At 56.8% G+C, this 16,102-nt stretch carries 14 protein-coding genes; all 14 read right to left on the bottom strand.

Annotated elements, in window-relative coordinates; translation table 11 throughout:
- Positions 1 to 19: 19 nt before the first annotated feature.
- Positions 20 to 400, bottom strand: a complete 381-nt coding sequence (locus EH164_RS09910) for a DcrB-related protein (protein WP_054803664.1) — start codon at positions 398 to 400, stop codon at positions 20 to 22.
- Between the two features lie 142 nt (positions 401 to 542).
- Positions 543 to 1,997 carry a serine/threonine-protein kinase gene (locus EH164_RS09905; RefSeq protein WP_124968100.1) on the bottom strand — a complete coding sequence of 485 codons (1,455 nt, stop codon included), beginning with the start codon at positions 1,995 to 1,997 and terminating at the stop codon, positions 543 to 545.
- 26 nt (positions 1,998 to 2,023) lie between these two features.
- Positions 2,024 to 4,642 (bottom strand): type VI secretion system ATPase TssH, encoded by a 2,619-nt coding sequence (gene tssH / locus EH164_RS09900; protein ID WP_124968099.1) that lies wholly within the window; start codon positions 4,640 to 4,642, stop codon positions 2,024 to 2,026.
- Positions 4,643 to 4,817: 175 nt separating this feature from the next.
- Entirely contained in the window at positions 4,818 to 5,861 is a 1,044-nt protein-coding gene (gene tssG / locus EH164_RS09895) for a type VI secretion system baseplate subunit TssG (RefSeq protein WP_124968098.1), read from the bottom strand.
- On the bottom strand, positions 5,858 to 7,729 hold the full coding sequence (gene tssF, locus EH164_RS09890; protein WP_023480090.1) for a type VI secretion system baseplate subunit TssF: 1,872 nt from the start codon (positions 7,727 to 7,729) through the stop codon (positions 5,858 to 5,860). Before tssF ends, tssG begins: the two co-directional genes overlap by 4 nt.
- Before the next feature lie 3 nt (positions 7,730 to 7,732).
- Positions 7,733 to 8,302 carry a type VI secretion system baseplate subunit TssE gene (tssE, locus tag EH164_RS09885; protein ID WP_124968097.1) on the bottom strand — a complete coding sequence of 190 codons (570 nt, stop codon included), beginning with the start codon at positions 8,300 to 8,302 and terminating at the stop codon, positions 7,733 to 7,735.
- On the bottom strand, positions 8,295 to 9,107 hold the full coding sequence (locus tag EH164_RS09880; protein WP_124968096.1) for a type VI secretion system accessory protein TagJ: 813 nt from the start codon (positions 9,105 to 9,107) through the stop codon (positions 8,295 to 8,297). Before EH164_RS09880 ends, tssE begins: the two co-directional genes overlap by 8 nt.
- Positions 9,108 to 9,116: 9 nt before the next feature.
- Positions 9,117 to 10,094 (bottom strand): hypothetical protein, encoded by a 978-nt coding sequence (locus EH164_RS09875; protein WP_124968095.1) that lies wholly within the window; start codon positions 10,092 to 10,094, stop codon positions 9,117 to 9,119.
- Between the two features lie 20 nt (positions 10,095 to 10,114).
- A complete protein-coding gene (locus EH164_RS09870; RefSeq protein ID WP_023480106.1) occupies positions 10,115 to 10,909 on the bottom strand; it encodes a PP2C family serine/threonine-protein phosphatase in 795 nt (264 codons plus the stop codon).
- Positions 10,906 to 12,726 carry a type VI secretion system-associated FHA domain protein TagH gene (gene tagH, locus EH164_RS09865; RefSeq protein WP_124968094.1) on the bottom strand — a complete coding sequence of 607 codons (1,821 nt, stop codon included), beginning with the start codon at positions 12,724 to 12,726 and terminating at the stop codon, positions 10,906 to 10,908. The genes EH164_RS09870 and tagH overlap by 4 nt, the downstream gene beginning before the upstream one ends.
- A gap of 140 nt (positions 12,727 to 12,866) precedes the next feature.
- Entirely contained in the window at positions 12,867 to 13,661 is a 795-nt protein-coding gene (locus tag EH164_RS09860) for a lysozyme inhibitor LprI family protein (protein WP_124968093.1), read from the bottom strand.
- Positions 13,662 to 13,664: 3 nt separating this feature from the next.
- Entirely contained in the window at positions 13,665 to 14,537 is an 873-nt protein-coding gene (locus tag EH164_RS09855) for a peptidoglycan-binding protein (protein WP_232045424.1), read from the bottom strand.
- Between the two features lie 162 nt (positions 14,538 to 14,699).
- Positions 14,700 to 15,182: a type VI secretion system tube protein Hcp gene (locus EH164_RS09850; protein ID WP_023480099.1), complete on the bottom strand. Its 483-nt coding sequence runs from the start codon at positions 15,180 to 15,182 to the stop codon at positions 14,700 to 14,702.
- Between the two features lie 472 nt (positions 15,183 to 15,654).
- Positions 15,655 to 16,080, bottom strand: a complete 426-nt coding sequence (locus EH164_RS09845; protein ID WP_124968092.1) for a Rap1a/Tai family immunity protein — start codon at positions 16,078 to 16,080, stop codon at positions 15,655 to 15,657.
- Between the last annotated feature and the right edge of the window lie 22 nt (positions 16,081 to 16,102).

Raw genomic sequence — 16,102 nt, 5'->3', positions numbered from 1 at the left:
TGAACCTGGCGGTGCAGCGTTAGCGGGCGCGATGAAATTTCAGGCTTTGAATAATTTCCTGATATTGCTGCTGATAAGACTCGCTGAATTCGCCCGGGCAGGTCCCCACATAGCTGACCATTTTCTGCCCCGTAGCGGGATCGGCCAGCAAAATGATGGTTTGACGCTGATAGATGATCCGGTTGTCATTGCTGAACTGGTAAAAGAGCTCGACGGCGGGATTGCCATCAACGTCTAACATTTGGGTGGATTCGAGGTGAAAATCGGTGAGCGTCATCTCCAGCTCGCGGATCTTTCTGGCGGCGACGGTATGAACCTTATCATCGGCTTTGGCGCTGGCGCGAGAGACAACAAACGTAAATTCACTGCCACCGTTATTACTGTGTGTTAATAAATTCATAGTTCTGTCTTTTTTATAGGTCGGACGAGACTAAGGTCGTGATGAAAAGAAGAAGCCGTTGCTCCCTGCAGCAAGGTGAAATGATACGCGCGGGATGACGCTCCCGCGCGTGACCGGGTCAGGGTGCCCGGGTAAACAACGATTACCGCGGCTGCGGATTGATAAGCCAGGTGCCCGGGTTAGCAATATCGACAGTCTGGCTACGAGTCTGGCCATTGCCTTCCAGCACCAGCTCGTAACGGCCCGGTTTCACTTTCAGAGAGGCAAAACCGTTGGTGGCCGGCGAAACGGACTGGCTTTCGCCGTTGAGCGTCAGTTTCTCGCCTTCGTTCATACGAACAAAGAGTTGTGCTATCGGTGCCTGTGAGGCCACCGGTGCAGCGCTCGGCGTTTCGCTCTGGCTCTGTGCTGGCGGTGTCGCAGGTTGCGCGGTCGGCTCGGTCTGGCGCGGCTGCTCAACAGGTGTGCTGTTCTGCTGTGGCTGCGTGTTGCTTACGGTTTCCGTCGCGGCCTTTTCTGGCTCCGAGCTGCTGCTGAACAGCAGCGCACCTGCGACAACACCGACAATCACCCCTGCCGCGACCAGCGCAGGCAGTTTGTAGCGCTGCCAGCCAGCTACCTCGACTTTTTCCGGTGTCTCTTCAACTGGCACCAGCATGGTGCCCGGCTGCTTCACGTTCAGCACATCGTCGATCCCGGCAACCGGCATCTCAATCAGCGCGGCAAACTCATCCACCGACTGCGGACGATCTTCCATCTTCAGCGCCAGCGCGCGATCGACTGCCTGCAACAGCGCATGGGAGTAGCCCGGCAATCCACGCTGGGTCAGCGGGACATAGGTGTCCTGAATGCTGCGCACTACGCTGACCGGCGGCGGTGAGCCGATAATCATGGTATGCAGCACGGCACCCAGGGCGTAGATATCAGTCCACGGCCCCTGCTCGCTGTCGTTGTCATCGGTATACTGCTCTATCGGCGCGTAGCCCGGGCGCAGCATGGTTTCGGTTTCATCAGAAACTGAGCCAATACTGCGGCGCGCGGAGCCGAAATCAAGCAGCACCGGCAAGCCGTTTTCCTGAATCTGGATATTATCCAGCGAGATATCGCGATGAAGATAACCCTCATCGTGAATGGTCTTGATTGCCCCCAGCAGCATCGGCAGCATGCGGCGGATCCAGGCTTCATTGATCAGCGCCGGATTCTTCTCGCGCAGGCGCGACAGCGTCGTGCCGCTGTAGAACACCGTCCCCATGTAGGCGGTGTCGTTCTGCACCCAGAAACGCAGCACATGCAGCAGGTTCGGGTGGTTAAAACGGGCCAGTAAACGGGCTTCCTGGATAAAACTGTTCAAACCGGCGGTAAACGCCTTGCTGAAGCGCTCGCTGCGCAGCACCAGCGTCATGTCGTCGTTACGCACTGCCAGCGAAGAGGGCATAAACTCTTTAATCGCGATGGTTCGCTCAAGCTGGTGATCCCAGGCGCGATAGACGATGCCGAACCCTCCGCCACCGATCACTTCTTTAATTTCAAATTCATTGAAGCGATATCCCGGTGGTAGCGCGTTCGGTACACTCCGGTTGTTATCGTGATCCGTCATATTGGAAAACTCTCTTGATAATGGCGTTACGCCGCAAACTGACAGTGAAACTCACCCTGCTCAAACGTGACACGTAAACGCTTATAATGCTCGTCTCGCGCGCTGGCGTCGAGTAATAGCTGGCTCATAAGCGGCAGCAAAGTGTTGGTAAGGATGGAGTCAACCATACGTCCGCCCGATTCCACTTCCGTACAGCGGGCAACGATCTGTTCAACCACGCTCTCATCCACTTCGGAAACGATGCCATGGTTCTCTTCGAGACGACGCTGAATGCGCTTAAGCTGCAGACGCACGATCATCGCCAGCATCTCATCGCTCAGCGGGTAGTACGGCACCACCAGCAGACGGCCCAGCAGCGCAGGCGGGAAGACCTGCAGCAATGGCGCGCGCAGAGCGTCACGCAGCGCGTCCGGCTCCGGCATCAGCTCCGGGTCGGCGCACATACCGGTGATCAGATCGGTACCAACGTTGGAGGTGAGGATGATAATGGTGTTACGGAAATCGATATGGCGACCTTCACCATCTTCCATCCACCCTTTATCGAACACCTGGAAGAAGATCTCATGCACATCGGGATGCGCTTTTTCAATCTCATCCAGCAGCACCACGCTGTAGGGACGACGGCGCACGGCTTCCGTTAACACGCCGCCTTCACCATAACCGACGTAGCCCGGAGGCGCGCCTTTCAGGGTAGAGACCGTATGCGCTTCCTGGAACTCGCTCATATTGATGGTGATGATGTTCTGCTCGCCGCCGTAGAGCGACTCCGCCAGCGCCAGCGCGGTTTCGGTTTTACCGACACCAGACGGGCCGCAGAGCATAAATACGCCGACCGGCTTGTTCGGATCGTCAAGGCGCGCGCGCGAGGTGCGAACACGTTTGGCAATCAGCTCCAGACCGTGACGCTGACCAATAACGCGTTCATTTAAGGTATCGGCCAGTTTCAGCACCGCGTCGATCTCATCTTTCACCATCCGGCCCAGCGGAATGCCGGTCCAGTCAGAGACCACGGCGGCAACCACGTTGGCATCCACGGAGGTAAAGAGCAGCGGCTCGTCGCCCTGCAACGCGCGCAGCGCATTTTGCTGCCCGGTAAGGGTGGCGCGTAACTCGGTCAGTGCCTCTTCCGGCGCGGTATGCAGCTGCGCACGCTGGGCGATGATGCTGTCCACCAGCGCCTGCTCCTGCTCCCAGCGCTGCGTCAGCTCATCGCGCTGCGCGGCCAGTTTCTCCAGATCGGCCTGCAGTTTCACCACGCGCTCGCTGTCGCCAACGGCGACTTTGGCTTCACGATTGGCAATCTCGATCTCCACGTCCAGCGCGTCGATGCGGTGCAGGCAATCTTCCAGTTGCGGCGGCGGTGAACTCTGGCTGACGGCAACGCGCGCGCAGGCCGTATCGAGCAGAGCAACCGCTTTGTCCGGCAGCTGTCGCGCCGGAATGTAGCGATGCGACAGCTTCACGGCAGCAACTACGGCTTCATCCAGCAGCAGTACACGGTGATGTTTCTCAAGCGCCGACACGGTGCTGCGCAGCATCAGTACCGCTTTCTCTTCGTCTGGCTCGGCGACCTGTACGGTCTGGAAACGACGGGTCAGCGCCGGATCCTTCTCAATATATTTTTTATACTCGGCCCAGGTCGTGGCACCGATGGTGCGCAGCTGTCCACGTGCCAGCGCCGGTTTCAACAAGTTGGCGGCATCGCCAGTGCCCTGCTGGCCGCCTGCGCCAATCAGCGTGTGGATCTCATCGATAAAGAGAATGATCGGCGTCGGGCTGGACTGCACTTCGTTAATCAGCGCCTGCAGACGCGCTTCAAACTCCCCTTTCATCCCCGCGCCCGCTTGCAGCATGCCGATATCAAGCAGCCACAGCTGAACGTCAACCAGCGGCTCAGGCACGTCGCCACTGGCAATACGCAGCGCCAGGCCTTCCACCACGGCGGTTTTACCCACCCCGGCTTCACCGGTCAGCAATGGGTTATTCTGGCGACGGCGCATCAGGATATCGACCATCTGGCGGATCTCTTCGTCGCGCCCGACAACCGGATCGATCTTGCCATCACGCGCACGCGCGGTGAGATCCTGGCCATACTGAGCAAGCGTTCCCTGCTGAGCCGGTGCAGCAACGCCGCTTTCATCATTCAGGGCAACCGTTGCCTGCTGCGTCTCTTTGCTGTTGGCACAAATGGTGTCGAAATTATCCAGCAGCGCATCGGCGCTGACGCGATCGAACTGCGGAGAGATGCCTTTCAGTACGTTGGCGAGGCTCCAGGTTTTCAGGATCCCCGCTAACAGATGACCGCCGCGAATGCGGGTGACGCCAAATTTCAGCGAACCGTAGACCCATGCGCGCTCAACCGCTGTATCAATATGCTCTGACAGGTCGGAAACGGAACTTGCGCCGCGCGGCAGTTTATCCAGCGCCGCGACGATATCGCGCGTTAGCGCCTGCTCATCAAGTGAAAAGTGGCGGATAACCTGCTGCAGATCGCCATCCGACTGCTGCATCAACTGATGCAGCCAGTGAACCAGCTCTACATATGGGTTACCCCGCAGTTTACAAAACGCGGTGGCGCTCTCCAGCGAGGTGAATAAGAGTGTGTCGAGTTTGCCGAATAAGACGGCGCGGCTGATTTCTGACATGGGTTCTTCCATTATTCATAATTAATTAGCACTTCATCCTTCGTGCTGTCTCGTCGATGGCGGCCCCATCTCCTTTGTGCTTACGGGTGTAAGCGTCCGGGATACGCCGGCTTACCGTGCAACGCAACGCGAATGATTATGTGCAGACGTCAGACAGGGATGCAAAATCGAAGGATTACCCCTCCGGGCTAAATACCAAATCTCCACGCGCTTCTGGTCTCGGTTGCATACCAAGCCAGGCGCTATACCCCAGACGGCTGTCGCCGCCCAGCGCGGCGCCGACAACATCTTCGCTGCGCAGGATAATTTTCACCGCCCACTGATACTCAATGCCCAGATACTGGCGCACCCAGTCACGAAGCGCGGCGACATACTTCTCTCCCGGCAGAAAGCGCCGGTAGGTTTCAGCCGGTAGCGGGCCGATCTCAATGCGAAATTTATGGCACACATCGCGCACCGCCTCACCAAGAAAGGTGGATTGCCCCAGACGCGGCGCGTGCCGCCCACCCTGCAGACGCGCGCGTTCGCGCGGGCTGAGCGGCATCCACTGCGGAACGTTCTCCACAATGTGGACCGGCACATTGAAATAACCGCGCAGGATCTTCGCCAGTCCCTCGGGATCGCGGCCGTTGCGGGTTAAGTGCCCTGCCAGCGCGAAGCGGGAATGAGGGCTGAGCGTCCCCTTCTCCAGCTGTCCTGGCTGACCCATGCCGATCAGCGACGCGATATAGTGCTCGAAGCGATTATTGTCTTTGCGATCGAGAGAGACCGTCGGCTGGGCATCCGCCCACGCACGATAAAAGAGCAGCGTCAGCCGGTGATGGAACAGATCGGCAAAGGCGCTCATGCTCTCATCCTGATGGTGGTCGATACGCTCGCGCGCATACTCCGTCAAGTGGATGGGCAGCGGGCCGTTAGGGCCAAAAAGGCCGAAGCTGTAAATCGACACATCATACAGCGGCGATGCTTCGCGCTGTTTCACTCCGGAGAGCGTTGCCGGCGCGAAACTGAGCGATGGCGTTTGCCCGACGCGCAGCGACTCAAAACGCGGCAGCGGCGCGCGCCCCAGCGGGTAACGCTCACCGCCGCGCGCATCCACGCGACGCAGCAGAGTGAAGAGATCGTAACGCCACGGCGTCGCCATCACGTTCTGCCAGAAGGCATCCGGCAAGCTGTTCAGGCGGACGATCGCAGGCTTGAGCGCGGGCGTGTCGGTCATATCAGCGCCCTCTTGCCCATACGCGGCGGCCAGTAGCCCACTTCGCCGCGCTGCTGGCTCTTGAGGGTAAACTCCGTAAAGCTGTTCATTCCCACCAGCCGGGCAAAGACGCGCTCCAGCACGCTGCCGAAAAGCCACGGGCTGAAGCCGGAGAAGGCCTGCTCATCAACGGTAAGCGTAATACCAACGCCACGGGCAAAGACAATCGGCCCCGGCTCCGGCACCCGGCGATGTACTGGCTCCAGCACGCAGTGACGCACGCCCTCAATCTGGCGCGCCACCGGCGCTTCCGCCAGCCGGGTATAAAGTCCCAGGAGCTGGCGCAGTGCCGCAGCGCCTTCGCCGTTTTCGCCATCCATCAGGCTGAGGTAGTTCATCTGCAGCTGGCTGATTAAACGCCAGGTACTGAGCCCTTCCGCCAGCGCCGGGCGCGGCGGCGTCGGCCCTTTGCGCAGCTTGAGTGATTTCACCGGCAGCGAATCGGGCAGCACAAACTGCCCCATATCCTGCTGCAGCATCAGCGGCAGATCGCGGCTGGTGCACAGCACTTCTGCAGTGATATAGCGTAAATCTTCTCGCCACGGCGCATGCTGCTCATCCACCAGCGAGGCGAAGACCTCAGAGCCGATATAGCCGGTGCGGGTGCCGTAGCGCTGGGCATGCTCAGAGAGCGCGCGCTGCTCGCGGCGCACTGAGAAGTAGGCACCGTAATTGCCCTCATCCTGGCTCCAGCTGCTCCAGAACGGCCGGAAGGTCTGCTCATCGCGCTGGCCGTCGACGCTGGCGTGGATTTTGCCAACCGAGTAAATCTCATAATCCAGCGGACGAATGTTATCGACCACCAGATGGTATTCGTGCAGGCTTTCGCTCAGTTTCTGCCGCTCGGCGATCTTTGGAAACAGGTTAATGACCGGCGTGCAGTGCAGCGCCAGATGGCTCTTATCCACCACCCGCTCCAGCTGACCGTCCGCTTTATCAAGCAGAATAATGATATCGAAGGATTTGGCTTCGCCGCTGCTCTCCAGCATGGTGCGCAGCCCCTGCAGGCTGATAAAGAGAAAACGCGACGGGAAAGCAAAATACTCTTGTAGGAGGCGGTAACCGTCGAAATTGCGCAGGTCGTCAGGCAGCAGAGACTGGTTAGCCTCAAAGCCCTCCTGGCGCAGCGCGTCATCTGCCAGCACATGCAGTGCCGCCTGCGGCGCGTTTGCCTGGCAGACCATACCTACCTGGTGCTCCATCAGCAGCTCAAGCAGTTGCAGCGCCTGCATGTCAGGCCCGCTCAGGAAGAGCTCCAGACGGTCGAAATCGAGATGGCTGAGGTTGACCGGGCCATCGCAGCTCAGGCGAATACGCAACGCGCTCTGCGCGCCGCGCTGGCTTAAACCGACCTGCGCCAGAGGGAGATCGGCAGGCACGCCGCCAAGCTCAACCTGGCTAATTTTCAGCGGCAGCAGCGTGACGTCGTGAGCGGTGGTGTAGCTACAGGTGACGCCATTCTTCTTCATCACCTGGCTGTCCATCATGGTGCCGCGCGGCACCACAAACCCATTGCTCAGATCGCCTTTGGCGCTGTCCGGCTGCAGTTCGGCAATTGCCATTGAGGGCGTCGGTGCCAGGTAGTTCGGCGCGACCATCTCCAGCAGACGCTGGGAGAAGCGCGGAAACTCGGCGTCCATTTTTAACTGTACGCGGGAGGTAAGAAAGGCAAAGCCTTCCATCAGTCGCTCGACATAAGGATCGGAAACATCCATCCCACGCATGCCAAGACGTCCGGCCACTTTTGGGTAGCGTCCGGCAAACTCCTGGCCCATCTCACGCAGCCAGGCGAGTTCGCGGTTGTAGTACTCCAGTAATTTGCTTTCCATGAATTACCCCGCGTCTTTCAACTCGAAATGCCCGTTTTCAAGATCCACATCGGTGCGAAAAAGGAACTCCAGCGGATAGGGCACACACCACAAACGACCTTTGATCTCAATCGACAGGATATTGTGCAGATCCAGCGATTTGGTATCGGAGATACAGCGCACCTGCAGGCCCTGCGGCAGAATGCGCGGCTCAAAGTGCAGGATCGCATCGGTGAGCTTGCGTTGAATATCATTCCATTCAATATCGGACATCCGCTGGCCCGCCAGCGGCGAAATACCGAAGTTGACCACCGAGCGCCGCACCTCATCGAAGCCGGAGAGATCCTGCTGCGCTTCATTGTTGATGGTGTTAAACAGCCACTGCAGATCGCGCAGCACGTTGCGGCGCAGCGCCGAGTGGGTGATCAGATTGTTATTCGCTGGCTCCTGCGCTTTGTCCGGTGCGTCATCGGTCAGGCGATCGAGCAGCGAGGGCTGCATTTTGTCGCGCGCGCCGACGGTCTCTTTGCCGCGACGCGAGCGCCAGCCGCTGCGCAGCAGATCGCCCTCATCATGTTGCGCAGAGTTACTCATTCGTCGCGTCCGCAGCGAAGGTCACTGTGGCGAGATCGAGCAGCGAATATTCGGCACCGTCATTGAGCCACACTTTTTGTCCCATTCCGAGGTAGTGCGCTGACTCGCCCGCCAGCTGCTGCCATTCGGTAACGCGACAGAGTTTGAAGCGATCTTCTGCGTTAGCATCCAGCGGATAGCGCGCCGGGATCTGGCATACCTGCTCGCTGCCATCGCGCAGGCGCACCAGCGTGTGACGCCAGACTAGATCGGTGACGCTGGCGGGCGGTTGAAACTGCATCGCGGAGATGGCGCTAAACGGCAGCCAGAAGTAGCGGCCATTGACAATCGCTTCGCATACCGGCCCAAAGCGGCTGTCGCCATCCATCAGCCAGTCGAACGCTACCGTCTGCCCATCCTGCATGGCGAGCTGCCCTGGATTAGCTTCGGCCTTCTCCAGCGCCGCATCACGCAGCGCATCGGCATCACTGCTTTGCGGATCCAGCGCGCTAATCATCTCTGCCAGCCACGGATACTGCTCGACCGGCGCAACCGGACGCGCCCGCCCGGCCATCACGTCGGCACGCTGACGCTCACCTTCAATCGCCTGCTCGAGCAGCGTGACGGTCGGCTGTGCCTGCGGCTTGAGCCCCTGCCAGCTTTTTAACTGCGCCTGCGCGCGTGTCCAGTTGCCGTCAAGACAGAGCAGTTGCGCGAAGGCGGCGCGCAAGTCGGCGTCGCCAGGCTGGCTGCGGATACGGCTTTCGAGCTGCGCGAGGCTATCCTGCAGGGATTCACCCGCCAGTTGCTGAAATAGGGTGTTCATGACTGCTCCTTAGTTGACGGTTTTGTAGGTCCCGACTGCGGGATCGCGCAACTGCGGATGCAGGGAGTCAATCAGCAGAATATTGAGGCGGGTGCCCGGCTCGAACCACGGCGTCCAGACTTTACGCACTTCATCGAGCCGCGCTTTTAAGCGCGTGGCATCGCTGGCAACTTCGCGCGAAATCTCTACGGCGACGGTGCCGTTGGCCTGCCAGCCGTTGAGGCTGTTGACGTAAGGCAGGATCATCCAGCTTTGCGCCAGGCTACCTTCGCTCACCACCATACGCTCGTTATTGACGGTGGTGATCAGCAGGCGGTCGGCGTCCACTTTGTCGCTCAGGCCGCTCACCGGGAAACCGTGAACGAAGGTCATGGTAATTTTCTTTTCAGCGCCATTGCTGACCTGGGTAACATCGCTGCGACCGTTCAGCCAGCCGCCCTTCTCGCATTTTCCATCCTCTTTTGCGGGGATGAAGAGTGCCGCTGCACTGGCGTCGCCCTGCCAGAAGGTGCGCAGGTGGCAACCATCCTGCAAGGTGAACTCCTGCCACGGCGCACGGTTGGCGGGCGGTGAGAGATCTTCAGGCCGACCAACCGGCTGTTGCAGCGTTGTAGTTTGTGCTGGTGCCGCGCCGTTTGTGGTGACGACGGGTTGCCACTCTTTGGCTTTATCTGCGGTACCTTCAGCCAGCGTTGCGCCCTGCGCGTCGGTCAGCTTCCAGTGCACCTGCGTCAGGGCACCGCACTGGTTTTCCAGCAGCGCGCCAAGGCGCGGTAAGAAGTTATTCAGAACGGAAGGCTTTTTCTCGCCGCCGGTGACAATGCGCAGCGGCAGCGTCTTGCCGCACCAGCTTTTGGGGGTGTTATCCTCAACATTGTCGATCCAGACATCCAGTTTTTGCGAAGGCGATTGCACGATGCGGTAGTTTTCTGCCTGCGCGCTGCCACATGCTGCAAGCAGGGCCAAACCCGGTAGCCAAAGTTTCATAAAAGTCCTTGTAAGCTGTATCAATCACGAAGAGGGAAAAACTGAGCGGCTTCAGAGATCGTATGCAAAAGCGTGGTCTCCTGAGGCGTACCCATCCACACCGCCACGGCGCTGTAGTTATCCTGCTGGGTTTGTGACCCGGCACCGTTTTTAAGCAGGATTTGGTTCATTAATGTCAGCCACTCGTCGGGCGTATTGACCATATGCAGCGACTGCTGCATCTGCTCTTCGGTGACGCCGTGCCAGAAACCATCCGTACACAATAAGAAAGCGTCACCATCTTCAATCGGCACCACATCGCTGTAGCTCGGCTCGCGCTCATCTTCGCCGAGGCCAAGCGCGAAATAGAGCAGGTTACCGTTAATGCCTTCAACCTGATGTCCGGCGTCTTTCATCTGCTGGACCAGGCTGTGATCGGTGGTCACATGATAGAGCCAGCCGCGGCGAAAGAGATAGAGACGGCTGTCTCCGGCGTGTGCCCAGTAAGCCAGTTCATAATCGCGATCGATAAACAGGCTGACCATGGTGGTGCCCATGCGGTTGTAATCCCGTACCGCTTGCTGCTCTTTACGAATTGCACGATTCGCGCCGTTGATGTAATTGCGAATGTACTGGGCATTGAGGTGCTCATCGCCGTCAAACTCGGTGATGATGGCATTGCGCGCCAGTTCGGCCGCCTTGTCACCGCCGGGCAAACCGGCGATGCCATCGCAGACGACAAAACAGGCGGCACGCTCGCCGATAGTTTCTCCGGTCTGATCCTGATTACTGGCACGCTCGCCTTGTCGTGATATTGAGGCGGTGCTGATATTCATTCTTCCGATCCGCTTTGTGAGTCTTTGTACTGGTTAACCTCCATGTCGTAAGCGTGGAGGAACGCTTCACCGAACAGGGTATGGAAGTCATCGTCAATCTCACCGGCGGTTTGCGCATAGGTGCGCACAAAGTAGTCCCACATCGCGGCCTTGCGGTTGGAGAGCACGCCAAGACGTGAGGTCGCGCCGTCACGTTTTGCATCTTCTTCCAGTTGCTCAGGATTAAAGGATTGCAGCATCGCCGCGATAATGGCGCGGATACCGGAGATCATCCCCAACTGGTGCGCCTGCAGGTCGATCAGCGCATCGCGCACCGATTTTTTCGGCGGCATAAAGCCCGGCATGCGGTTGCCGAACATCTGCATCAGCACGGTTTTACCCGACGGCAGCAGTTTGAACGGGTTGTTTGCATCATCCAGCACCATGGTCATATCCGCTTTCACGCCGCGCTTTAAGATTGAACGCGAGGAGAGCAAGGCCACGGTGCCCTGCGAGAACATACTTAACATCTGGCCAAACTGGCGCATGTTCTCTTTATCAAACTGCGGAACGGGTTGCATATCGCCAAGCCCCATCCCTTCGAGCAGCGCTTCGAGCAGCTCGCCCTGCAGCACATCGCCGCTGCCGCCCGAGGTGCTGGCAGGCGCCGTTTTCGCACCGGGGCTCTGCACCGGATCGATACGCAAGCGCCCTTTCGGCGTCTGCGCCGCGCTGCGCTGTACCGCCTGCGGCGTTGGCAGCGTGATGCCAGCATAATCCTGCGGCTCCTGTACATCTTCCTGCAGCGGCAGCGGCTCCTCTTCGGCGAAGAGCGGTGTAGCGCTCAAATCTTCTGCATGCAGATCGGTAATAATCGGCTGCGGCTCTACCGGCGGCTCGCTGGCCTGCAGATCGGTGATGATTGGCTGCACCGGCTCCTGCGGTTTCGCAGGGGTAATCTCATCAGCATTCGCCAGCGGAACGGCACCGCTCAGCAGCCCGAGAGGATCGTCGCTGCGCGCCTGCGGAGCACTGCCGCTGCCGCCAAACAGTGCCAGCGGATCGAGTTCGTCACTCTCAGACGTACTCTCTTTCGGTGCCTGTACCGGTTCAACCGGCGGGACTAAGGTCGATGGCGTGGCGTCATTAAAGATGCTGTCGTTTTTAAACAGCTGTTCGTCATTAAACAGATTGTCCGAATCGAGGGATTTTGGTGCCACCAGCGGCTCATGGTTGCCCAACAATGAGAGCGGGTCTTCCGGGTTGCGCTCCGGCTCTTTCGGTTCAGCAAAGGGATTGAGGTTTTGCGGCTCGGCGGATTTGGCGCGGCTGCTGGAGATGCTGTCGGAGATAGAGAACTCCTGCATCAGGCTGTCCCAGATCTCCGTCGGCACGGAGGCAGGCGCGCTCTCTGCGGCATTTTTTGGCGCAGCGGCCGGTGCAGGTGCAGGCTTCGCCACCGGAGCAGGCGTCGGCTTCGGATACATCTCCTCGGCCATGCGGCTTACCGGCTGCGTGTCCTGAATGAGATCGCTCACTTCGATGCGGTATTCATCGATACCGAGAATGTCCCCATCCTGAAGCTCGACCTGGCGGCCGCGCTCCAGCGGAATGTCGTTGAGCACAACGCGCGTAACGTTGCCGCGGTTGGTGACACGGCATTCGCCCGTGCCGGAGATATGAACAATGGCCTGCAGACGGGAAATAGAGCGGTCGTTATCCGGCAGCACCAGATTATTGTCGGTGCCGCGGCCAATGGTGCCGCCCGGAGGATAAAAGTCGCAGCGGCTTTGCGGCGGCTGATGACCGGGTTTATTGGTGATAATAGTGAATCGCATCGCGTATTCCTGCTGGAGTTATGTGCACTCAAACGGCGCCGTTTTGGGTAAAGCGGCTGCGTTTGAATACGGGCATCTGAAAGCGTTACTCAGCCCACTGCGGGGAAGGCAGTGCGCCCTCCCCGCTATTGTGAAACGACTCAGACGCCATCCAGGCTGTGTGCCAGGGTTTCCAGACGATCGTTCATCGATTTCTTCAGGCACTGCGTGTCCGCATTGCAGCTGTTGCGCTGGCTTAACCACGCTTTCTGCTGCGATTGCAGCTGTTTGTCGAGGTCCTTGTTACCAACCTTGACCGCTTCCTGGCGGAAAGAGCGGTAGGAACGCGCGACGCTGCTGTCCAGTGACGCCAGCTCGCGATCGCTACAGATCGCTTTTTCCGGCGCAGAAGCTGCTTTAGCACAGTCAAACGACGCTTTCGGCTTGCTGTTTTTATCTACAGGCGCGAGTAACAGGATGGTGCCATCGGTCCAGTTGAGCAGTACGCTTTTGTTAACCACTGCGAAACTGGCATCAGCGCCCGGATCGCCGTTAGAAAAGTTTCCTGATGCACAGGTAATGTTCTCAACCTGCGCTTTCGCTTTACCGTCTAAGCCCAGCTCATAGGTTTTAGCGGCGTCTTTCTCCGGAATAGATTGCGTTGCCGCAACCCAGGCGTTAAGCGTAGAACCGTTCTCTTTTATCGTCGGTGACTGGCAGTTTGACCCACCCGGCAGCGACGTGGAGATCCCTTTATCGGTCACACTCAGAAAGCGTCCCACCAGGCGATCATCATTGAACTGATAGTTCAGGGTACGTTCTGATTCCGTATTGATAAAAGCTTGCTTAACCTGCCACTCGCCCGTAACCGGCGAATTCCCCGCCAGCGCAAGTGACGGCAACAGGGTCGCGGCGGAGATTGCCGCCGCCAGCATCACAATTTTATGCGTCTTCATCGGTCAGTTATTCCCATAGTCGCCGTTTAAGTACAAGTTCACTTCAAAGTTGCGACGATTAATCAAGCCTTTCACCACTTTATGATTACTGGTAACGGCGCGTTTAATTTCCGTCATCGCGTCAGAGATCTGCCCGCGGTTGATAAAGCCAAACACATTTCTCAGTCGTCCTCCCGGGTTATAAGCGAAGGAGACCAGTGCATCAAACTCATACTGTTTGAGAGGCACAAAAATACCATTTCTGACACTGTTGACGTACGGGGGAACCGTTGCACGCAGTAAGTTTGTCTCCTGCTCATCCGTCAGGCGCACCAGTTTGGCGTTATCTTTCGCAAACTGGCTCGCTTTGTCGTCCTTCAGCCCGGCAGCTTTACTGATCTTCTCTGCCGTAATGGCATCGATACCAATTTCCATCATTTTAGCTTTGATGGACTGCTCAGATCGCTCTTTCATATCGTAGCCCGGCCCAAGCGTAACGCCGCTTGCGCCGCCTGGCCAGTGCAGATAACAGCTTTTGTTCGCCCAGGCTTCACGATGAAAAATGAAGCTCATACCGCTGGCGGAAATATCCATTGCGCCAACCGCCTGACGCCCTGCGCTGCCGGAAATCGGCGGCTGCGGCGCGCGGGTTGTCACGGGTTTACCCAATGCAGCGAGCGTACGACGCCCGACAATACCGTCCACATGGAGATTCTGTTTAGCCTGGAACTGTTTGACAGCCATTTCCGTTTTCAAGCCGAAAATACCATCATCACCGACGTTAAACCCTGCTTTACTCAGCAGTTGTTGTAACTCTTTGACATTCGTACCACGATCACCCTTGCGCAGAACACTCATTCGTTCATCCTCAAAATATTCTTTAATATTTATACGCATTCAAACGACACAGCTTTCAGCAAAGCTGCTGCGTTTGAGTAGCAATAGCTCTCTGTTGCAGGAAACACGCTATTTGATAAGAGGAAGTCAAAACTAAAGAGGAAATGTGTGGTGTTTATCAGCACGAAAACAGGGTGAGCCCTTGCGGGCTCACCGAAGCAATTACGCTTCTTTGTTTTCTTTGATGTTCCAGCCAGCGCTGGTTTCAGCACCTTTACCGCCGGAAGAGGACTGCTCCCAGTACTGCTGTTTCACTTTCGCAGCCTGGAACGCATAGGTCACACCTACGGTGTCGCCGTTGTCAGCACCGGTGTACTGAACGGAGGTCACCAGCACGTCTTCCAGAGTGATGCGAGCATATTCAACCTGCTGACCACCTGCTTTGCAGACAGAGAGTTCAACTTTGGTCAGATGCTTGCCGCTGGAGCAGTGCTTCAGGATAGCGGTAGTAGATTTGTCAATGAGTGCATTTACATGCAGGTCGTTGAAATTCACTTTACCGGCACCGCCGCCACCGCCAACACTCATGTTCCCTGGCTGTGAAGCACCCCAGGAGAAAGATGTGATATCAGTCCAGCCGGTGTGGTTAGAGTCTTTAGACTCGCCCGTAACTCCATCGACCTTCAGAAACATATCAATAGCCATAATATTTACTCTTCGTTAATGATAAATATTGCTTTCGAAAAAGCGCTTATATGGCAAATGGGTAAGAATGGGGCTGAATAAAACCGTCCATATTTTACCTCTGCCTCTTTACATTCCGAAAAAACAGGTGTTTCTTCAGAAATTCGTTTTCTCTTTTACAAGAAAAATAATTCTCGGATGTTAATTAATTATGAAGATTATTCACCTGGATAATGCTGAATCTCTGTATGACCCGCATAGTTAATTAACATCTTTTATTAGCCTATCCAGTTCCGGCCTATAGTATAAATGCTGCAAATTTAATGCCCCCCTTGACACCCCAGATGTGTTCGGTACCCATTTATCGCTCTTTGTTAGCGAGACACCAGGAGCGCGGTTTTTCCCGCATTCAAAGTGCGCCGAAAGAAGTCCTGCCAGTATTTATTGATTGTACTTAGCCAGATAAAAAGTCGGTTAATTTTCTGCACTTCAATTATTTTTTGCAACCACGATTATTGATAGTCATCGCTTCAATAATTAAGTCGGAAGCCCGCTCTTTTTTAAGCCGTTCTTTTGGTAGCTTATCGAAAAAATAATTTAAGTATTCATGGATCGAAATAGATTTAACTCGGTGGTAACCACACCACAGTTTTCCTTCGGTTGCATCCAGTACGCCAAGAAGATACATATCCGCCTTGATGCGTTCACGTTCGTTTTCCCAGTTATGCCATGAGGCAAGGAACTGTTCCCCCGTCAAATTAACATTTTGACTAGTTAGCAACGCGGGATCTCTCGGAAATATAGTCGTACTATCATCGGGTAGCGCTTCCGCCTGAGGATAGTGATAGACTTTTTGCGTTGCTACCGACAATGAAGAAAAGAGAAGCAAACCCATCGTAATAACAGTGATTCCTTTCATAACAACTCTCCTTTTTTATAGA

Source organism: Kosakonia sp. CCTCC M2018092 (genome assembly GCF_003864115.1).
GTDB lineage: Bacteria > Pseudomonadota > Gammaproteobacteria > Enterobacterales > Enterobacteriaceae > Kosakonia > Kosakonia cowanii.
This window is presented reverse-complemented; position numbering and strand designations above follow the sequence as displayed.

Bases quoted from the DNA above. Each gene is read 5' to 3' on its own strand.
- EH164_RS09910 (WP_054803664.1), bottom strand. From the start codon at position 400: ATGAATTTATTAACACACAGTAATAACGGTGGCAGTGAATTTACGTTT.
- EH164_RS09905 (WP_124968100.1), bottom strand. From the start codon at position 1,997: ATGACGGATCACGATAACAACCGGAGTGTACCGAACGCGCTACCACCG.
- tssH (WP_124968099.1), bottom strand. From the start codon at position 4,642: ATGTCAGAAATCAGCCGCGCCGTCTTATTCGGCAAACTCGACACACTC.
- tssG (WP_124968098.1), bottom strand. From the start codon at position 5,861: ATGACCGACACGCCCGCGCTCAAGCCTGCGATCGTCCGCCTGAACAGC.
- tssF (WP_023480090.1), bottom strand. From the start codon at position 7,729: ATGGAAAGCAAATTACTGGAGTACTACAACCGCGAACTCGCCTGGCTG.
- tssE (WP_124968097.1), bottom strand. From the start codon at position 8,302: ATGAGTAACTCTGCGCAACATGATGAGGGCGATCTGCTGCGCAGCGGC.
- EH164_RS09880 (WP_124968096.1), bottom strand. From the start codon at position 9,107: ATGAACACCCTATTTCAGCAACTGGCGGGTGAATCCCTGCAGGATAGC.
- EH164_RS09875 (WP_124968095.1), bottom strand. From the start codon at position 10,094: ATGAAACTTTGGCTACCGGGTTTGGCCCTGCTTGCAGCATGTGGCAGC.
- EH164_RS09870 (WP_023480106.1), bottom strand. From the start codon at position 10,909: ATGAATATCAGCACCGCCTCAATATCACGACAAGGCGAGCGTGCCAGT.
- tagH (WP_124968094.1), bottom strand. From the start codon at position 12,726: ATGCGATTCACTATTATCACCAATAAACCCGGTCATCAGCCGCCGCAA.
- EH164_RS09860 (WP_124968093.1), bottom strand. From the start codon at position 13,661: ATGAAGACGCATAAAATTGTGATGCTGGCGGCGGCAATCTCCGCCGCG.
- EH164_RS09855 (WP_232045424.1), bottom strand. From the start codon at position 14,537: ATGCGTATAAATATTAAAGAATATTTTGAGGATGAACGAATGAGTGTT.
- EH164_RS09850 (WP_023480099.1), bottom strand. From the start codon at position 15,182: ATGGCTATTGATATGTTTCTGAAGGTCGATGGAGTTACGGGCGAGTCT.
- EH164_RS09845 (WP_124968092.1), bottom strand. From the start codon at position 16,080: ATGAAAGGAATCACTGTTATTACGATGGGTTTGCTTCTCTTTTCTTCA.